The 18,455-nt window shown below is 57.9% G+C and carries 13 protein-coding genes and 1 tRNA gene; 4 read left to right on the forward strand and 10 right to left on the reverse strand.

The window, feature by feature from the left end; genetic code table 11:
• Positions 1 to 494: 494 nt before the first annotated feature.
• Positions 495 to 584, forward strand: a tRNA-Ser gene (locus AC2YI2_RS19650).
• Between the two features lie 101 nt (positions 585 to 685).
• Here AC2YI2_RS19650 and AC2YI2_RS19655 read toward each other — a convergent pair.
• The 4 genes from AC2YI2_RS19655 to AC2YI2_RS19670 all read right to left on the reverse strand — a co-directional run bounded on the left by AC2YI2_RS19655 (position 686) and on the right by AC2YI2_RS19670 (position 6,641).
• Entirely contained in the window at positions 686 to 1,819 is a 1,134-nt protein-coding gene (locus AC2YI2_RS19655) for a hypothetical protein (protein ID WP_487388177.1), read from the reverse strand.
• Positions 1,820 to 2,336: 517 nt separating this feature from the next.
• On the reverse strand, positions 2,337 to 2,570 hold the full coding sequence (locus AC2YI2_RS19660; RefSeq protein ID WP_487388178.1) for a hypothetical protein: 234 nt from the start codon (positions 2,568 to 2,570) through the stop codon (positions 2,337 to 2,339).
• 331 nt (positions 2,571 to 2,901) lie between these two features.
• Positions 2,902 to 4,215 (reverse strand): hypothetical protein, encoded by a 1,314-nt coding sequence (locus tag AC2YI2_RS19665; RefSeq protein WP_487388179.1) that lies wholly within the window; start codon positions 4,213 to 4,215, stop codon positions 2,902 to 2,904.
• A gap of 47 nt (positions 4,216 to 4,262) precedes the next feature.
• Entirely contained in the window at positions 4,263 to 6,641 is a 2,379-nt protein-coding gene (locus AC2YI2_RS19670) for a phage nozzle protein (RefSeq protein WP_487388180.1), read from the reverse strand.
• A 114-nt stretch (positions 6,642 to 6,755) separates the two neighbouring features.
• Here AC2YI2_RS19670 and AC2YI2_RS19675 point away from each other — a divergent pair, with 114 nt between their 5' ends.
• Positions 6,756 to 7,583: a hypothetical protein gene (locus tag AC2YI2_RS19675; RefSeq protein WP_487388181.1), complete on the forward strand. Its 828-nt coding sequence runs from the start codon at positions 6,756 to 6,758 to the stop codon at positions 7,581 to 7,583.
• A gap of 70 nt (positions 7,584 to 7,653) precedes the next feature.
• Here AC2YI2_RS19675 and AC2YI2_RS19680 read toward each other — a convergent pair whose 3' ends face one another.
• Positions 7,654 to 11,055: a hypothetical protein gene (locus AC2YI2_RS19680; protein WP_487388182.1), complete on the reverse strand. Its 3,402-nt coding sequence runs from the start codon at positions 11,053 to 11,055 to the stop codon at positions 7,654 to 7,656.
• Positions 11,056 to 11,207: 152 nt separating this feature from the next.
• Here AC2YI2_RS19680 and AC2YI2_RS19685 point away from each other — a divergent pair, with 152 nt between their 5' ends.
• Positions 11,208 to 12,455: a hypothetical protein gene (locus tag AC2YI2_RS19685; RefSeq protein ID WP_487388183.1), complete on the forward strand. Its 1,248-nt coding sequence runs from the start codon at positions 11,208 to 11,210 to the stop codon at positions 12,453 to 12,455.
• A gap of 332 nt (positions 12,456 to 12,787) precedes the next feature.
• Here the strand turns inward: AC2YI2_RS19685 and AC2YI2_RS19690 are convergent, their stop codons facing one another.
• The 5 genes from AC2YI2_RS19690 to AC2YI2_RS19710 form a co-directional block, all read right to left on the reverse strand.
• A complete protein-coding gene (locus AC2YI2_RS19690) occupies positions 12,788 to 13,339 on the reverse strand; it encodes a hypothetical protein (RefSeq protein WP_487388184.1) in 552 nt (183 codons plus the stop codon).
• A gap of 386 nt (positions 13,340 to 13,725) precedes the next feature.
• Entirely contained in the window at positions 13,726 to 13,977 is a 252-nt protein-coding gene (locus tag AC2YI2_RS19695) for a hypothetical protein (protein WP_487388185.1), read from the reverse strand.
• Positions 13,967 to 14,545: a hypothetical protein gene (locus AC2YI2_RS19700; protein ID WP_487388186.1), complete on the reverse strand. Its 579-nt coding sequence runs from the start codon at positions 14,543 to 14,545 to the stop codon at positions 13,967 to 13,969. The genes AC2YI2_RS19695 and AC2YI2_RS19700 overlap by 11 nt, the downstream gene beginning before the upstream one ends.
• Positions 14,546 to 14,743: 198 nt before the next feature.
• Entirely contained in the window at positions 14,744 to 14,935 is a 192-nt protein-coding gene (locus tag AC2YI2_RS19705; RefSeq protein WP_487388187.1) for a hypothetical protein, read from the reverse strand.
• Positions 14,936 to 15,176: 241 nt separating this feature from the next.
• The gene (locus AC2YI2_RS19710; protein WP_487388188.1) at positions 15,177 to 15,812 is read right to left on the reverse strand and encodes a recombinase family protein; all 636 of its coding nucleotides are present in this window, start codon (positions 15,810 to 15,812) and stop codon (positions 15,177 to 15,179) included.
• Positions 15,813 to 16,774: 962 nt separating this feature from the next.
• Here AC2YI2_RS19710 and AC2YI2_RS19715 point away from each other — a divergent pair.
• Positions 16,775 to 18,442, forward strand: a complete 1,668-nt coding sequence (locus AC2YI2_RS19715; protein ID WP_487388189.1) for an ATP-dependent nuclease — start codon at positions 16,775 to 16,777, stop codon at positions 18,440 to 18,442.
• Positions 18,443 to 18,455 lie beyond the last annotated feature (13 nt).

The raw sequence follows: 18,455 nt of genomic DNA on the forward strand, positions 1-18,455 counted from the left end.
TAGCGGCGGAGCCGAGAAGAAGGCTCTTGATGTTCATGTTGACCTCCAGTCAAGTTTAAGATCGGGCCAAGCTATTGCCGCGTGAGCGGCATCCCCTAGTCGGCCCAATGAAATTGGAAACTGGAAAACCCCTGTTCCCTGCCCGGAAGCTAGATAACTTTGCCCGTTGCGCAACACGGAAATGGCAGGCGAGCGGGCAGCCTCGGGCATGGAAAAGATCCATGTGGCGGAACTGCAACAATTTATACGCAAAACCCGCGAAATGATTGATATTGTTTGCAATTATGACAGTTACGTGAAGGAAATATGACGGACATTTTGCGCTCCGGCGCGATTTTCCGCGAATCTTTTGCTCGCTATCGCCCCCGCCCCGCAGCTCAGGAAATTTCGGTCGGCCAGCATGCTGTCGCCGTCTTGATAACCTGCGAAAATGATGACCCAGTGAGATAAAAGGCTTGATATCCCCGGCCGGCTTGTCTAATGCAGCGCCTGACGGAGAGGTGGCCGAGTGGTCGAAGGCGCTCCCCTGCTAAGGGAGTATACCCGGAAGGGTATCGTGGGTTCGAATCCCATCTTCTCCGCCATTCCTTTTCGGCAGAAGTTTAGCCCGTCATTTCATATACTTACGAATCCGCTCGGCTTCGACGGTACCCCAGCTGGGTACCCCATGCCGTCAATCCCAAACTCACTCGGCTTGCCCTCTGTCCGGATCGCGCGGCGGAAGTTGATGTGGATTCGGCTTGCGCACTGTTTTACGGAGCCACTCCTTTTGTGCCAAAGGCATCCTCGATTTGCGGAGTGCCTGTTCGATTCTCTGCGGATTAAAGTTCAAGTAATCCATCGCGAGGCCCCGTCGGCTGCACTCTTCCTGAATCTCAGTCGAAATCTTCATGAGTTCGATCATTTCGCGTTGCGATGGCTTCGGTAGTTCATGCCGTCCAAAGGCAAACATAGAACTGAGAACAGACTGGTGAAACCTCAGGCGAAGCTCCTTGTTAGAGAGCAGCCGCATGTGCGGATTTCGTCGGTAATCGAGTCGCCACGCATCGGAGTTCGACATCTTGTCTGGGACATGCTCGACAGCGTCAAACAGCTTCGGACTGATGTGCTCCCCTCGTCCAATGATTGGGCTCTGACCAAACTCGGCCCATCCCTCCAACATCGCCCCCACTACGGCGGAATGCTGACTAGTCGCGCTGAAGGCGGGGCCTTCTATAACGCAGATCGGCAACGTCAACTGCCCGTCCACCGCCGCCGCATGACGCTCTGTCAGATAAACAACCGCGTGCAGGTCTTGATATTTCGACGATCCGGCCTCTCGTTCACGCGTTAGCTCTCGGTGTACGATAAAGTTGACCGCCTCCGGGGAATATTCCGGGTGGTCCTCATTGATTAGCACCAAGAGATTCGTGGCCGGTCCTGCTTCACGCCCGGCAGAGCGCACAGCATGTTCTGAAAGCTGCGTCTGTGCCTTCTTCACGTGATTGACAATTGCCCGTCCAAGGCGGCTAAGCAAGAGTCGCTCCAATTCCTTTCGATCTGGGAATCTCTTGAGAATATGCTCGCTACCCATCTGGCCATAAAATTGCGGCCACTCCTCGCGTTCCTTGAGCGGAGCCAACGCGTTTTCCATGCGTCCTTCAGGCGCTTCTTCCAGAGTCTTCAATTCAACCACAAGGCGCCCATCGAGGCACTCAAAGTCAGGGCGCGTAAATTTATCGCCCTCATCATCGAGGGAGACTGCTCCCAACCTCTCCTTTAAGAATCGCTGGAAGCGGGGCGTAATTCGTTCAACCTCTCCGGTCCTTTCGATGCGCATGATGATGATGCCCCTACGTCATCCGGAAAATATGAGATGTAGAGCAGGCTGGACGACGCGACAATGTCCCCATAGCCCGCCCCATGAGTGGACGCCTTACAGCCACCTATCGCGGGCGGATACCTACTGGCCCCTCGGAGGCCGCCTCGCTCCATACGAGAACCTTGAGTTTACCAAAGTAATGCCCTGGAGGTTCGTCTGAGCGGTCGCCGCACGTGGCCCTCTGGTCTGTTCCAACGCATCCAATTCGCCCCCTTGCCGTGATCCTCAGGGTAGAACGGAACGCCATTGAACCGCCCACGGAAAAGCTGCGCGTGCTCGGGGTCCGCAAAGCAGAAGACCCGATAGCCGACGCCATCATGCTGGACGGAATGTCCCCTTGGACACAGGCTCAGGCTGGCGCAGACCTTTCTCTGCTCATCACCGTGCTTCCCTGTGCAGAGATAGCTTTCGACGGCTACCTGATGGGGCCAATCTCGGTCGATCATGGCGCGGGACAGCTCGCCTTTGCGGTAGGTCACGACACCCTCTCGTACTTTGGCCGCCAACCGCGCGTGTGCCCTTGACCGATGAACGCCACGGCGGTCGCGAGCTGATCACGGAGGAAGTCGGCATCGAGCATCAACTCCTGGACTGCCCGCCTGGCATCGCCACCGTAGGCAGCGATCATCGCGTCAGCCAAATCAATAGGATCATGCGGGGGGTTACATCCGGTGTCCACATCAAGGCGCAGTTGTCCGGCCGCTGCCATGGCGGTTCTCCTTGGGCTACAAGCTGGAAGCATCCCGTCGCAACGGAATATGTTCCCATTTTGTTCACGCCTTGGGAAAAGAGTCAAGGGCGGCTCGATGGATGGCGTGGGGTGGCGCTGGCGCGAGTGAGACACCATCATCCTCTATGCTGCTGAGGGGACGAACTGGAGGGGCAGTGCTTTGGGTAGCTAGATGGTTTCCTTCCTCCTCATCCTTGCTAACCTTCCGGTACTACCTGGTCACTTTGAGCACTAAGCCGGTGCTCAAAGAAGCGACTCTGGGTATTGAGATGATGATGTCGGATCAACACCACAAGACCACTAGGAGACCCTACCCAGAGGCCAGCCCCCCCATTAGTAAGCGGTTATCAGAAGGACGCCATATGGGCTTCAACTTCACGGGCATCAGTACCCCGAGTTCCTCCTTCGATGTCTGCTCCATGACCCAGTGCACCTTGTCCGCATCGTCAGCAGGAACCATCACCCCGTCATGCATCGGCAAGGCAGGCACATCAAGTTTTGCTAGTTTCAGGAGGACCGCCACGAGGAGCTTACTCTCCGCGAACATAAGTTCCAGCCCCACGTCAGACCCGAAGAGATGGGCGATTCGGGGATGATGGGAGGCCAGGGCCTCCGTAAGCCGTCGTGCCGTCCAGCCATCCGGTAACATATCCTTCAGCTCCGGCGTCAGCGACTTCATTGGCGCCGAACGCGAGAGGAGCGAAAGCAGTGCCGTCTTGGCCCCTGCCCTGTGGCTCTCCAGGCCGCCGATTTCGTAGAGGTCTCCATCGGGAATCGGCTCCTTAGCCTTGAGATAGGCCAAACGGGCAAACATGGAGGAATAGTCCAGGTCGGCCAAGCGTTCTCCCCGCAACGTAAGTAGATGACGATGGCGACTGGAGATGTTCTGCCATGTTCCACCAAACAGGCGGCCGTTCAATGTGAAAGCGGGGGCTTCATCGAGCGAGCGTAAGGTGAACGCGCGTCGAAGGAATTGAGGCGCCATCGGGCGAGCATCATACTTCAGGTCATAGGTCGCGAGATGGTCGTTGATGACGGACATCTTCTCCCGAAGGGCAAGGGTGCCGGCTGTGTCCTCGTAAGCCAGCCTGACCTTGGGGAGAGCGCCGCCGCTATGATGCCGCTCGCCGGTACGCGCCAATAACCAGATCGCCTCCGCGCCACTCAACCGTGACACATCTCCGAGATCGGCGCCGCACCGCTCGAACTCCTGGAGCAGCGCACTGGTGGGCTCGATGGTCGTAGCTCGCTGTTTAAAGACGTAGTCGTGGCGCCGAATCACCCCCTCCATCTCTAACGCCTGAAGAACTGATCTAAGCTGCCGCTTAGGGTAGTCGCTCCTGTCGTAGCGAGTCATCACCCGATCTGCGGTGGGGACCGCGAGGCTACCAGCCACAGCGTCAGGTGGCCCAAGCGCCTGCACGGCGAGGTTAGCGAGGAGATTAGCAACGATAGCGCGGCGCCGACTGGCAGCATCCCTTCTGACAGCGCCGGCAAAATGCCCCTCCACCCTGCTCGACACCTGCTCCGCTATGCCCCCTAGTTCGCCTTTGTTGGCAAGCACATACTGGTCGTAGAACGCCGCATCCGCCCCCTGGGGATAGGCGGTATCATCGCTTATCATATCGGTTACCTACGTGGATGTGGTTTGAGTCGCGCCAACCCCTTTGCCTATCGTGTCGCCGCGAAGTGGTACTCCGCCTGGACCCACCGCGACGGGTAGATCGTATCGTTGACAAGCGTGATCTCCACCTCGTGGGCTTTACGCTCCACGGGGAAGGTCTTCTCGCCGCTGCGGCTCTTGGACAGCTTGTTGTTTGGCGTGGTGGTGAATGCCTGTCGGCTATCGAACCCCTCGTCTACGACCAGGGTGTCCGTCGTCGGGTCGCGAACCTCAACGCGGTACTCGGAGGTATCCGTATGGCTGACCTTCAGCTTGTCGATGAGGTTCTTGTCAGGCAGCATCGTGCCACCCTTCGTCTGAACGTAGAGCTGGCTCATGGTCAGCCTTGCCGCAGCGGGGACCTCACCGAACCAGAACTTGGAGGTTGGTGCATCGGGGGGCAGCGTGACGATGATCTGGTTGGAGCCGTTGAACGTGAAGTCCAGCTCCTCGGCACCGTAGGTTCCCGTACCGTCATCCTCGTTGCGGATGACCTTGAAGCGTGACCTATGGCTCAGCGTCACCGGGTATGGGAGGGTGAGGGTGGCAACCCCATCATCGTAGGTAGCGCCTTGCTGGGTAATCCGGTGGTCAAGCCTGATGTCCCGCACTGAAAGGTCCGTGGAGTCGATATCGAATCGCTCGACAACCAACTTGGGGCCGATGTCAAAGAGGAGATAGAGCGCCTTGCCTCTTACTGCGGCGGAGACTACCCGCTTGCTCAGCGGGAAGGTCCACTTGTTCCACGCGGTTTGGACCCGCTGGTCGCCTTGATTGAGCCACTGGTAGATATATGCGGTGTTCGGCTCGGAGGTGAGGATCGCCAAGACGCCCGCAGCGTCACCGATTGCGATCTCGCGAAGGGCTCCGTTGATAAACTTAGGGCAGTGATCGTTGAGAGATATCTCGCCGATTGGGACGCTACTGCGATACACCACCTCTTTGAGCGCAACGCCATTGCCAACTCCGGTTCCAAAGATGACGGAGGATTTCCCCAACGCTTCTGGCTGACAGTTTCCGTCGTATTCGTAGGTCGCAGCCGGAAGGCAATCCGTGAATTCTTCGGTCAGGGGTTGATCGCCGCTGTCGAGGATCATCTGATTTCGGTCGCCCCAGAAATGAAGCCTCCCGCTCGCCGCCACAGTCCCAGTGATGATCGTAGACTTTCCGTTCGCGATCTCGAAGCCGATGGGGTCCGTATCGAGGCGGGTCTGGGCGGTATCCGGGAAGAAGCAATAGGCGTTCCTCGCGCGGGACAGCATGAAGGTGCCCTCGGTGACGAGCGCAAGGCGGCCCGAGATGAACCCCGCCGAGTTAATCTTGCGGCCAACGAACGTCGGGTCCTTAGCGGACAGGACTCCATCGCCGCTGATCCGAGTGTTCCATGTCCCCTTAGAGCACGTAAAGGCACCCTTCGCGGTGTTGAGCAGAAGGTGAGGCATGGTGTCCTCATCCAGCCGGGTAGGGGTTGCTGGCTTGACGATCTCTTGCCAGTAGCCCGTAGTGCCTCCCCCCTTATAGGCAAGCCAGTAGTCATCCTTCTGGTCCGCCTTAGACCCACGGACGCCGACCACATAGTTGTGCGGGGCGCGGCCTGGGAGGTTCTCGAACTTGGAGACCCACTCCGTCACGCCGATCAACTGGGTATCCCCGATGCCATCCTCCGTGTCGATCTCAAAGGGCGTCGAGCTGGACCGCTCCACGATGACCGTCGAGGCATCCTTGGTGAAGGTGAACCCGTTGTAGGCAGGCGCCACGGCGGCTTGTTCAATCAGAAACGCTTCTTTCAGGCCCTCGGCTAGGCTACGAGTAGTGATGAACTTGGCGTTCTCCGGGTCTGTGTTGTCGGGAGTGACGTATTCCGCCCAGAGCGTGCCTGCGTCGGTCTTGATGGCAGCTCTATATTTCGTGCTATACGATCCAGCCTTGAAGTAGAACATAGCCTTGTTAGGCCTAACGTCGCTCAGGGCGGAGTCCATCGCCACCGTGCGCTGCTTGTTGATGATGAACGTAGTGTCTTCCACCGTGACTGCCGTGAAGGCGAGACGTGCAGGCCCCGTGTGGGTCAGGTAGTCTTCTACGACCTCAGGGTCCGTCTGTTCAGCTACCTCACCGTCGATGATGTTGACGATGATCATCACCCCTCCCTCGATCATCACCTTGTAGTGCTCGTCTTGGGAGCGCCTGATGTCGTGAATGAATGGATCAGACATGGAGTAGGCCACAGAGCCGACCACGACGCCGCCGGGCCGCGCGGAGCAGCCATTGAGCGGGTCGTTAAGGCAGTTCTGCTGGTACTCACACGTGGACGATGGGCGGTCTTGGGGGGATTGCTCTGAGATGCCGCCGATTAGGGACGGAATAAGATACGGGCTGGTCTGGGCCATAGGTTCAGGCCTCCTAAGATAGTTGAAGGAAGTTTGGGGGCGAGTGGTTGCACCGGTTGACGCGAAGGCGGTCTAGATGAGAACTTGCTTAAGTGTGGCAGGACGAATGAGGGTATGGCGATGCTGGGGCGAAGTGACCGAATTGCACTGAGCGTTGTTGCGCTCTTGCTTCTATCAATCACTGGCGTTGCTTTGGCTTCTGCCCTCGCTGAGGGCTACGGCGGCGACAAAATAGCTCAGCACGGGTATCAGGAGGCCGCCGCCCAAAATCAAAACGGTGAGCCAGAGCCCGTCCATCTTGGCTTGTTCAGGCCTGCTGATACCTATGCGCAATGGCTCATGACCGTGGTCTCCCTCGTTGCGGCAGGCATTAGTTGGCGAGCCGTCTCGTTGGTCCATGAACAATTGGTGGAGACAAGAAATGCGATTTTGCTGACCCGGGAACTCGGGCACATGCAGACCCGCGCGTGGCTTGGTCTTATCGACTGGAAGATGGACATGAATGGCGACATGAAGACAGGCATAGTGGAGCACTTTGTGCTTCAGCCCGCCTGGAGAAACACAGGTCAGTCGCCTGCGTTCGATGTTACAATAGTCAATGGGGACGCAGCCGATGAGAAATTTCGTGACGGAAACCCCTTCCTGATCGTTACCCACGAGAGGAGCTCTATTTTTCCACCTGGTAACGTCGATTTCTTCGCCGGGCGTTTCGCTTTCACCCCAGAGGAGATGTTCGCGATGGGAGACGTGCCGAGGAGGATCAAATCCTACGCGAGGTACAGGACTATAACCTCTCAGGACTTCTGCTACAGCAGAATGGAGATGGAGCTTCGCTTCATGGGTAGGCAGTCGCTGGAGGAGTTGCGCAATGGAATTTTCAATAGGGTAAATCTGAGCGTAAGTATTTTGGCTGACGGTACTGAAGGGAAATCCATGTCCTAAGAGTAAAAGCAAGAGCGTGGCAACCGCAATTTCTAGCATGGTTGTCTCCTTAGTGACGCCAGGTGAGTGGCTAGTAGCCCAGCGCCTTCATCAGATCGGATGCGGCTCCTGGGGTTCCTGTGATGTTTTCTTTGAGTTGACCAGCAGCCTCGGCCTGCTTGCGGCGCGTGAGGCGACCTACTTCTGGGTAGTCTTTCAACAGCCGCTTGTAGCCAGCCGCCCTGTAGTCCTGGACGATGCCCGCGAAGGCGTTCAACCGGGTGCCGCGCACGCCAGCCTCGCCATCTGGGAGCATCTGGTAGGCGTCGGACTCGATGAGCCGCTTGAGGGCAACTTTGAGTGTGAGACCCGCCCCAGGGAACGGGTTGGCAGCAAGCTCCTGGTAGACATCGTAGGCATTCCGCCCATCGCTGAGCTGCACGTCTCGGAGGTCCACACCGTTATGCGTCGATCCAGGGACGCTAATCCCCTCGCCGCTCTCCAGGATCATCCTGTTGTGTTCCGCCTCGACCACATCCGGGTCGTAGTTGGTGGTGAGGCCGATGCGCCGAAGGAGAGGCTCCCCGAAGACATCTCGCCGTGGTGGCAGGTTGTCAGAGTACCCAGGGATGTCCTTCAAGGCCCGATCCACAAAGCTCCGTGCTTCCCGCAGATACGGGTCGGAGTTCGCGTAGCCTCGCAGCGCGGAGGATGCTGGAATGACCGCAGCCGCCATGTTGCCCAGGAAGGTCTTGGCGTTGGGGTCAGGCTCCGAGAGCGCCCTGATGAGCTGGTTGGCGTTGAGGAGGAAGGTCCGCTCCGAGAAGTTATTGGCCAGCGCAATGGTGGTCGCCATGGCCGCCTCGGCGTAGTCCTGATCGTTACCCCCAGCCAACTTGTAGGCGTAGAGGTCAGCCGTCATCCCCATCACCATGCCCAGCGGATCGAACCGTGAGTAGGGCAAGTAGGTCTCGGTCCCATCGGCATTCGTCCAGTGGAACGAGTAGGGTTTCCACCCTTGAGACACGAGCTGCTGCTGTAGTTTCCGATCAGTCGGCCCAGCCCCAGTGATCATCCCGTTGGAGACGAACGTGGTGGCGGACATCATGAACAGCGACCCGAGGGCCATCTGGCCTATCGCCTGAGCTTGCTGCTCGACGCCTGCCTTCCCCATGATCATCTTGCGGTACTCGCCCTGAAGCAGGTTGAGACCGGGGGTGTTCTTCCACGAGTACCGCAGCACGTTGACGGGTGTCTTGACGTAGGGCAGTACGAGGCCGAGGAGTGGCACCTGGGAGCGGGCGTTTCGAACCGCAGACCCTACGGTGTTCGGGAGGAGTTCCTGATTGAACGTCGCCGTCTGGGCCTCTTGGAGCGCCTCGCGGTCTACCGCACGGCCTTCCGTATCGAATGCCTTTCGGAGGCTGTCCTCAACGTGGTCCTTCAGCTCTTTCCCTCTGAGCCCCAGCTCCATGCCGTCCATAGCGGAGCGGGCCTGCACGACGGACCTATAGCGGAGCGTCTTGAAGAACTCGTCCTGGGCGCCGAGAGCCCGAGTGGGCAGCCCCGTGACGTTGCTGTAGAGCGAGGAGACGTGGAGGTTGTGCCAGAGGTTCTCGATGGAGTCGAAGGGCCTGAAGGTCGGCATCCCGAGCGACTGGTGGGCCGTCTGGGCAGCGTCGTTAGTGTCCAGCCAGTCGGAGGCATGAGGGGCCAGCTTGGAGTCGCCCTTCATGAACGCCTCCCAGCCTGCCGTCCAGCCGTCGTGGATGGCCGCCGCCGTGTAGTAGAACTCCTTGGTGGCCTGCTTCAGGAGAGGACTTGCCGTCTTCTTGAAGGGCGACAGGAAGGCTGCCCCCACCGCTTTCTCCAGCGGCCTTGCGACCTGCATGTAGACGTTGCCGGTGATGTTGACGATGTGGGTGGGGTAGAGCCACAGCAGGCCGTTCCGCATGGAGAACTGCGCTTCGTCCAGGACCCTTCGGAGGAACCCTGGGGTGGACATCTCCTTGATCTTCCGTGGGTCGCCGCCTGTGCTGTCCATCAGCTTGAGGAGCTTGTCGTCATCCATCGAGTTGAGCTGCTGCACGAGGTCAGGCCGCACCGCGAACTCCGACCGCATACGTCGCATGGAGCGACCCGCAGCCGAGCGCATGGACTGGGCCGATGAGTAGACCTCAAAGGCAACGTGCAGCCGCCTACGGGCCTCCTGCATGGCAGCCGCAGCATCATCACCGTACTCCGCGAGGTTGCCCCAGCGTATTTTGTTGGTCACGTCCCAAGCGTCGAGGAACATACGGTTTGACAGGAGGTAGCCTGCCTCCATCTGCTTCACCATCCCCGCAGCCGCATCGCCCGCCTTGGAGATCATCCCGATGACTTCATCGGGGGCCTCGTTGAAGAACTTCGCGATGTTGCGGACTTGCTGCTCGACCTTGGCGTCTGTGAGGATCGCTCCGCCCTTCTTTAGGTCGAGATCGGAGCGTAGGACGTTGGTGGTATTGGCGATGAGGGTGGAGACATCTTCGGGCGTGTTGAGCTTCTGCCACGGGATGGATGACTCTGGGGCGAACTTGTAGCCCTGCGAGACGGCATCGATGCGGGAGCCAGCCTGCTCGGTTGCCATGAGGTCGAACTCAGTGCCCCGGATGATGGCTCGCAGCTCGTCCTCGGAGATGCCTTCAGGTGCGAGTGCCGTGAGCTTCTCGGTCGCACTAGCGATGCTGGTCTGAGGTAGACCTGGGGGTGCCCCTGCCGTGAGGACCGGCTCGCTGATGTAGTCCCCGATGTCCCTCTCGGCGGCCATGAACATTTCGTCGCTGGGGTCGGCCTGGGAGTTTGCCTTCACGCGGACCCTAGGCTTTTCACCCACGGCCAGATCGTCTGCAACCTTCCCAGCGTTGACATCAGTTCCAGCCTTCACCCTCACCCTTGGCTTGGAGACAGGTGGCACCATAGTGACCTGAGGGGGCTGCTCAACAGGTCGGACAGAATTGTCCTCCGCGACCTTGACCGCTTCGACCATCTTGGGGTCAGCCAGCTCAGCGACAACCGCCTTGGCCGCCTCCTGGTCGCCGCTACGGGCATACCGCACGGCCTTCAGACCGAGAGCGAAGACACTGGCCAGAGCTACGTCCAGCCCAGCCCCTTCGATAGCGTTCTTGAGGCGGCCCTCGGCGTTGGTGTCCTCGGGCTTGGCCGCCAGGTAGTCCGCCACTGGGTTCTCCAGCGCGGGGAATTCTTGGATGAGGTTCGATAGGCGCTCCTCGTGCGGGTCCATGGAGATGGCGCCTGCGAGTACGCCCTTGCCGACCTCATAGGCCGTCTTGGCGACTTTCCCGGCGACCTCCGCACCGTAGCGGGCCTCCATGATCTTCCCTGCGCCGATGAGGCCGGTGATGAACTGGGACATGCCGCCTGCGATCCCGGCCGCTACGGACTGACTGCGGGCGTTGTCGGAGAACTCGTTGACGGAGGTCTTGGTGCTGTCCACTGCTTGGCGCCGTGGGTCACCAAGCCTATGTGCGCGAGGACTTCCCCAGCACGTTTCCAGATTTCGTATTGAATTCGTCGGAAGATGAGATGATGGTGGGGCAGTCGCTTTTTCAATCTACAGGCGGTACCCTACGTCTTCGGAGGATCCTAATGCGATCAACGCTGTTACTGACTTCCGAACGGCCGCCATCATTGAATGACGTCAAGGCGGCACTTTTGACCTATGACAAGGTTCATTTGCTAGATCCGGATGACCGCGATCTGTTCCCGGCAACCGGGTTCCCGATGGCATTAGGAATGCCACCGATGATCTCCCTGCCGACCTCCAACCCTGTAAGGCGGATTGGCAAGATCCAAAGCTTTGACGATGACTTCTCACTGGTCGTTGAGGAGTCTAGGTCAGCGATTAGGCAAGGGGTTATCTCTGTAATCCGCACTTACGAACCACCAGCACCTGAGCTTCGGATTGGTATGGTGGACGTAGGCGGATTCCCTCTCCAGCTAGACGCGCTCCTACTGCTATTCCGCGCAGCGGCAGCGGATATGGACCTACAATCGGCCGCAGTGGTCGGAGATAAGTGGCTATTCGGCGTACCGGATCGGATTTTTCAAATCGCAGAGGAACGTGGAAACGCTGACGGGACCATCAATGATCTCCCGCCCCTACCAGACTTGACCATTCCACTTTCCTTAGAGGAGTACCGTGCGCCCCTGTCTAACATAGCGCGAGCTAGGATCGGCCATGTCTTAAAACTTGCCGGCTACTGCATGACCAAGGGACTTGTTCCGCACGGAGTTCATCCATCGCACGACTCGATCTTACGGAAGCTTGTTTCGAACGGTGCCCATTTCGTCGATCTCGCTGCGGAGGTTGATCCCTACTGGAACTACCGCAACAGGGCTCTGAAGCTGGCACACGACGAATACCTGGACTACGACAGACTTGATCAGATGACCATTGACGATGTCCTTAAACTTCGAACCGTAGCCTGGGGGCGTCAGGCCGAAGCCCGCGATGCCTTATTTGAGGCGACTGCTGGGCTTGCGAGGGGTTTGTCTGGTGAAGCAGATTTTGATCGGCTGGTCTCTGAACAAATTCGAGACTATCGACAAAAGGCCGCCGAAGTTGAAGACGAGAGAAGTCAGCTAGGTTTCAAGGTAAAATGTGAGATCGGTAAGGTCCTGCTAAGTACCGCAGGCGCAAGCACCGCAGCGGGGACTATTGCAGTGCTCGGCACGGCGCTCGGCGCTGCTGCTGCTCTTTTTGGTGGCGCATACTTTGCGTTGCAGCAGTTTCAGGACCTCAAGCCAGCGTCTGATCAATTGCGCCACTTGGACGAGGAATTCAAGTCGGATGCTCGCTACGGAATCCACAACTTCTACAGTCAGTTTCCCTGACGTTTGTTAAAGGCCCGCTCCGCGTACGGCCCACCATATTGCGAGCATCACAGCCGCGCCCGCAAGCCAGCATGCGGCAACCGTTATTTGGATTTCCATCGTAGATCTCCACAGAGGTTTGTGGGGCGCAAGACATCGCGCCGTAGGAGTCTTCCTGGTGGATGGCCCACGGCGCGTAATACCCTGCCCGGTTCTCGCCTTGGCGACATCCCAAAGCGGACTGGGTGCCGGGCCTGTGGATCGGATATAGCATCTACTGGCTGAGCGACGGGGGTGATTGGTGATGGGGCGGAGATGCGGACAATGGGGGTTCTCATGCAGGTGCCACCACGTTAGGATTTGAAGTTGCCGGCGTGTTGCAGCGTTGCGAGGTAATCCGGATCGCGTCCCCACATGGTTCGCATGAAGGAGGCCATGCCTTGAGCCTCGCCCAAACCCTGCTTTGCCGCGTCCTGTGCCGCTCTATATGGAAGCAGAAAATTGAAGTTGTTCTTGTCGAGTTCGCGGAATGTCATACGCCCTGCGTCGTGCGCTTCGACAAGCTTGCTGAGCGACTTTAGGCCCGCATATCGCCGTCCTTGCGAGTTGAAGCCAGACTTCGAGCTGGCCACATCCCGGACGCGCTTCGCCAAGCCCGTGGCATGCACCATTAGGGTGGCTTTAGGTGAAAGGTAGGTCTCCAGCAGGCTCTCGCAGCAATCAGCGAAGATAACAGGCGGGTCCCAGCTAAAGCCAGGCGCGTAATAGGTCGCCTGAATTAGGCCATCCTTCACGATGCAACACCCTAAGCCGATCAGTGGGGACCCGGACTCCTTGTCACGTGGGTGGGCGCCACTCGTAATGACGAGTAGGGCATCATGATCTTTGCCGTCGAATGCGGACATTGGGGTCTCCTTTTCGAGATGATGATGGTGAGCGTAGGACAAGCGGAAGCACCTCGCGGCTAGGGACCGAAAGTCGGCTAGATGGCTTGTCACTGGGATGGTGGCTTTAGGTGGCCTTGATCGCAGGGGACTATTGATGAGATATGTCGAACGCGTACAATTTTGCACAAATTCCGTGATCAATTCGTCCCATCTGAAGCATTGATTTCAGCCAGACTTGTCTCCCGCTCCCACTGGGGCGGCGGCATATCAGCACAGCTTCAGGTAGAAGAGCATAAAGGTCTGACTCCGTTTTTGAGACTCCGGTACTTCGAGATAGTGGGAATAGGCTGTTTAAGCCGATTCGCTAATCAGAACAGCGAGTTACGACAATACAACCAAATGGTTCACTCAGCTGCCCGGTCGCTCTTCGCAGTCGGGCTCCTGTCAGATGGACGCAGTAGATACAGACCGAAGGTTACCTCCAACGGCCCGAGGAAGATGCGGAGGTTCGGCCACCGTCTCGGGACGTCAACGTAGTCCCACCCAAAGTCCCACCTCTTCAGGTCCATCCACTTGCAGTTCCGTCGGGCCAGAAGATCGATACGGAGGCACTTGGCGATCTGCTCCAGGTGATTATAACCCTCATCAAGCTTCAAGCTGCTGCCTCCTCTTCAGGCGCATATTGTTACGGTCCACGGCGTCGAACAGACACCGCAGATTGGACAGATAGTCGGAAACGTCGAAGCCCTCGTGGTGGTATCGCTTGGCGCAGACAGCGGCGACCTCAAGTGCCCGTTTCCGCTCACGCGTATAGGGGCCGCCCTCAAGGAGCGTCTTGACGTTGCACCACTCTCGTGTCGGTCGATGAACCATTATCCAGTGGTAGCGCATGCCGTTCACCCTGCCCGGTGACTGCTCCCGGTCCTTCGGAGAGAAGACCGTCCGGGGATACGCCCAGATGTCGGGAACGATCCTGGTGCCGAACCGTGTCAGCTCAGCGAGCGCCGCCATGTGGAGCGCCGTTATGATACCGTCTGTGATCTGCGGGGAACTCCGCCCGATGACTACGCCAACCTGTGTCCAGAACGGCACCTCATTGTGTCGATGTATGATGGTCCACCGCCTGACGAAGGGCGGCCGCGCAAAGTCATGCGACGGGAAGGCCCAGGATGAGACGAGGCTCAGGGTCACGAGAGGGGCGGCTGAAAAGGCTGGGACGACCATTGGCTCTCCACAAAACTGAGGAGCAATAGGTACATTATTTATGGTGCAAAATCAATTAGTTATGTTCAGAGCGATGCATTGCAACCACATTACAGACGAAGCAGGAGTGCCGCACCTCAAAGCGTTGGTCCGCCAGCCGATCGCTCGCTGGCACGATGCTCTCAGACTCCATATTGACAGCAATTCGGGAGCGTCTTGTCACCATCCGGCAGGCCGAAGGAGGAACACGTAGATGAAGAAGCCGAGCGTGAGCGACACGCCATATTTGGCTAGCGGACTGACGAGTGGGTCCGACAGGACCATGCCCGCTGGATACCCCACGGCAACGAACAGCAGGGTCACCAACGGAAAGCCAACAAGGGCCATCAAGGCATCTTCGATCATGTTCATGCCATGTCACTCCCATCGATCTCCCGCTTAAGCCAGACCTTCAAGCCAGTCTGAGGGCAGCGCCTTAACTCGTGGACGAACATCCTCCCCTCTACATCCCATGACACAGCACGGCGTTTCACCGGAAGTTGCTCCCATTGCTCTCGCGTAGACATCCCTTGGCGCGGATAGAGGTGCGACATATCGGGGCCGGACAGCGCCAGGTCCACCGCCCGTAGCATTTTCCGAAACCACCCCATGGCTATCCTCCCACCGGCGCTTCCTCCTTGAGGCGGGCCGATAGCCGAGCCAGCGTGGAGTTGGACGCCTTGGTTGCCTTCTGGATACTGCGCCAGCTCTTACCCTCGCGGAGGAGCTGCATGATCTCTGCATTGCGTTCGGTATCTTCGGGTCGGCCCTTAAACTTACCCAGCGCCTTGGCGCCATCGATGCCCTGTCTCTGGCGGTACCTGCGATCATTATAATCTTTCCTCGCGATAGCTGCCAGCATGTCGAGCATCATTGCGTTCACAGCATCCAGGATACGGCCCTGTATGTCGTCACGATCCACGGAAAGGAGCGCCCATGACGTCGGAAGATCGAGACTTACCACACGCACCCCGCGCGTTCTGATTTCGTCTTTTAGGCGTTCCCAGTCGGCGGCATTAAGTCGGCTCAACCTGTCAACTTGTTCGACCAAAAGGATATCGCCCGCACCACAATCGGAGAGGAGGCGGAACAGTTCTGGACGCTGAAGAGAAGCGCCACTCTCGTTTTCGACATAGGTGGCAGCAATCTTGAAGCCGCGCTCCTCGGCAAACCTGATGAGGTCTTCCTTTGCGCGGTTAGCATTTTGCTCCCGCGTCGAGGCTCGAAGATAGGCACGAAGAAATGACATTGCAGATCATCCTCACTCTGATTTAAGTGCCCCCTAAATGCTCGCTCTGATTTACTTTGTCAAGCCCCTATAAAGAGAGCGCCTGAAGGGTCGCCCTGACCCGCTGCCTTTGGGAATACGTTTTCAGAGCGCTGCCATTGTGGCTGACTCAAAGTACAATTCCTCGAATATTACCTCCAATTACGCCCTCACCTCAGCCGTTTCTCTCATATTGCTGACCAACGGCAATCTGATTCTATCCCGACGCAGCAACGCCTTCCCGGCCGAGCAGTTCGGACCAGGATTTATCACCATCTAAGACGTATTTCTTCAAGATGATACTTGACGTCGCTCTCTTTTATGTTACTCTGATAATGCAAATCACTTAGAGGAGTTCCCTGAAAATGAGCGCAACAATGACCAACTTTGAAAAGCTACTCCAAGCCCTGGGCGTGGACGAACCCTACTTCGCAGTCCGCTGCAAGTTCCTAAAAGTGAAGGAGTGGCGTTTCGATGTCTGGACCGAGTATCGGTGCCGCATGATCCACTTCGGGCCTATCGAGTTCGGGTACACTCCACGCGGCTGGTAGACATGACCGCATGAATGACCAAAGGGGCGCCGCGAGGCGCCCTTTTTGTTTGCGTAGAGATTATAGGGTGGCGAGCTCAAGGCGGCGGCTCAGGGCGGCGGCTCAGGGCGGCGGCACAGCTCGGCCTCAAGGCGGCGGCTCAGGGCGGCGGCTCAGGGCGGCGGCTCAGGGCGGCGGCACAGCTCGGCGGCTCAGGGCGGCGGCACAGCTCGGCCTCAAGGCGGCGGCTCAGGGCATTTCGAAAAGTCAGGAGGGGGTGGACGGGGGGAAAGCTAGCCATTGTTACGTGAATCGAACGTCTCGCGTGGGCGCCTTACTGTTGACATCCGGTATTGGAATCGAGCTTGCCTATAAGTGTCTAGGGCGTGAGACAGCAAGAGAAGGGGGACCGCGATGTTATCTTCGGTCAAATTTAAGTTCGGCTCAAGTGTGAACCAGCCGGCGCTGGAACTAGAGACACCGCCATCTGTAACCATCTTCGTAGGCCCGAACAATTCCGGCAAGAGCCAAGCACTACGGGAGATATTCGATTGTGTATCCGGCAGCGGCGGGCATCGCTGCATCATCGAGGACGTCTGCTTCACGAGTCATACCGAAAGCAGTGCTCTTCGCGAGCTGGACGATATGAAGGTAAACCGATCTACTGGCCAAAGTGGACGCTCAAGCCACTATCTCATCAATACCCTCAGCGGTCGCATCGAGGTCCAGGAGGGTCAGTTCGTCGAGGCCCTGGTTAACGCCAACACGCGCGAAGGACGTCACCGGCAGAACTTTTTCGAATGGTATGCGAGGGGACGCATACTTAGCCTAGATGGGCCTTCTAGAATTGGGCTAGTGAGTAGCCAAATCCGTGGCGACCTTAAGAATCCAAGCGAACCCTTTGCAAAACTGTTCGTAGACGATGCGAGACGCAGTGCGCTCCGCAAGATTATCTGCGACGCCACCAGCCTCCAGTTTGTGCTCGACGCTTCGGAGGGGGATAAGCTGAAAGTCAGATTCGGGTCGTACCCACCGCCGAGCGAGCGCTCGCTTGAGGACACGACTCTTGACTACATGCGGACTGCGCGTGGGACTCAAAGTGTCAGCGACGGAGTGAAGGCGTTCACCGGTATACTCCTGCAAGTCTATGCCGGTCAGCCGAAAATCATCACCGTAGATGAGCCGGAAGCATTTCTGCATCCGAGCTTGGCGTTCACATTGGGAAAGCAGCTTGCTAGGGGCGCGAATGAAGAGCGTAAGCACATCTTCGCTTCAACGCACAGTGCCCACTTCCTAATGGGGGCGATTGCATCGGGAGCCGAGGTGAACATCATCAGGCTTACATATGAGGGAGATGTCGCAACCGCGCGTCTCCTGCCCAGTTCAGACCTGAAGACGCTCATGAACGACCCACTGCTGCGATCCGTAGGCGTTCTCGATGGGCTCTTTTTCGACGGGGTCGTAGTCTGCGAAGCAAATGCGGACAGGGCCTTCTACCAAGAAGTCAACGAGCGCCTGCTGGCGGAGGGTGACCCACGGGGGGTGTCTCGCACGCTATTTCTCATCGCTGATAACCACCAGACCGTCGCGAGAATCGTCGCCCCTCTACGGAAGCTGGGCATCCCCGCTGCAAGCGTTGTGGATCTCGATGTACTAAAGCGCGGCGGCGGCGAGTGGACTCGACACTTGCAGGCCATCGAAATTCCGAAAGGGGAACACAACGCGTACGCTGACAGACGCGCTACAGTTGTTAAATCACTCGAAGACACCCAGAAGAACTACAAGACCCAGGGCGGCATCGCCCTCTTGAAGGGCTCCGAACTTGAAACCGCACAAAATCTGCTCGATGACGTAGCTCGATACGGCCTATTTATTGTGCCTCGCGGCGAGATTGAAGCTTGGCTAACAACTCTTGACGTCGGACGATCAAAAGGGAGATGGCTTGAGAGCATCTTTGAGAAAATGGGTAACGATCCCAACGCGTCGGCATATGTGAAGCCGACCAAAGGTGACGTTTGGGACTTCGTTGGGACGATTGCGTCGTGGGTGAGCAACAAGTCAAGGAAAGGGATTCCGGACTAATTATAGCTTATCG

This window comes from Rhizobium sp. SRI_017 (assembly GCF_057586295.1).

What these genes read in the sequence shown, in the direction of transcription:
- AC2YI2_RS19655 (WP_487388177.1), bottom strand. Translation starts at nt 1,819, where the DNA reads ATGCGCATCGAAAGGACCGGAGAGGTTGAACGAATTACGCCCCGCTTC.
- AC2YI2_RS19660 (WP_487388178.1), bottom strand. Translation starts at nt 2,570, where the DNA reads ATGGCAGCGGCCGGACAACTGCGCCTTGATGTGGACACCGGATGTAAC.
- AC2YI2_RS19665 (WP_487388179.1), bottom strand. Translation starts at nt 4,215, where the DNA reads ATGATAAGCGATGATACCGCCTATCCCCAGGGGGCGGATGCGGCGTTC.
- AC2YI2_RS19670 (WP_487388180.1), bottom strand. Translation starts at nt 6,641, where the DNA reads ATGGCCCAGACCAGCCCGTATCTTATTCCGTCCCTAATCGGCGGCATC.
- AC2YI2_RS19675 (WP_487388181.1), top strand. Translation starts at nt 6,756, where the DNA reads ATGGCGATGCTGGGGCGAAGTGACCGAATTGCACTGAGCGTTGTTGCG.
- AC2YI2_RS19685 (WP_487388183.1), top strand. Translation starts at nt 11,208, where the DNA reads ATGCGATCAACGCTGTTACTGACTTCCGAACGGCCGCCATCATTGAAT.
- AC2YI2_RS19690 (WP_487388184.1), bottom strand. Translation starts at nt 13,339, where the DNA reads ATGTCCGCATTCGACGGCAAAGATCATGATGCCCTACTCGTCATTACG.
- AC2YI2_RS19700 (WP_487388186.1), bottom strand. Translation starts at nt 14,545, where the DNA reads ATGGTCGTCCCAGCCTTTTCAGCCGCCCCTCTCGTGACCCTGAGCCTC.
- AC2YI2_RS19705 (WP_487388187.1), bottom strand. Translation starts at nt 14,935, where the DNA reads ATGAACATGATCGAAGATGCCTTGATGGCCCTTGTTGGCTTTCCGTTG.
- AC2YI2_RS19710 (WP_487388188.1), bottom strand. Translation starts at nt 15,812, where the DNA reads ATGTCATTTCTTCGTGCCTATCTTCGAGCCTCGACGCGGGAGCAAAAT.
- AC2YI2_RS19715 (WP_487388189.1), top strand. Translation starts at nt 16,775, where the DNA reads ATGTTATCTTCGGTCAAATTTAAGTTCGGCTCAAGTGTGAACCAGCCG.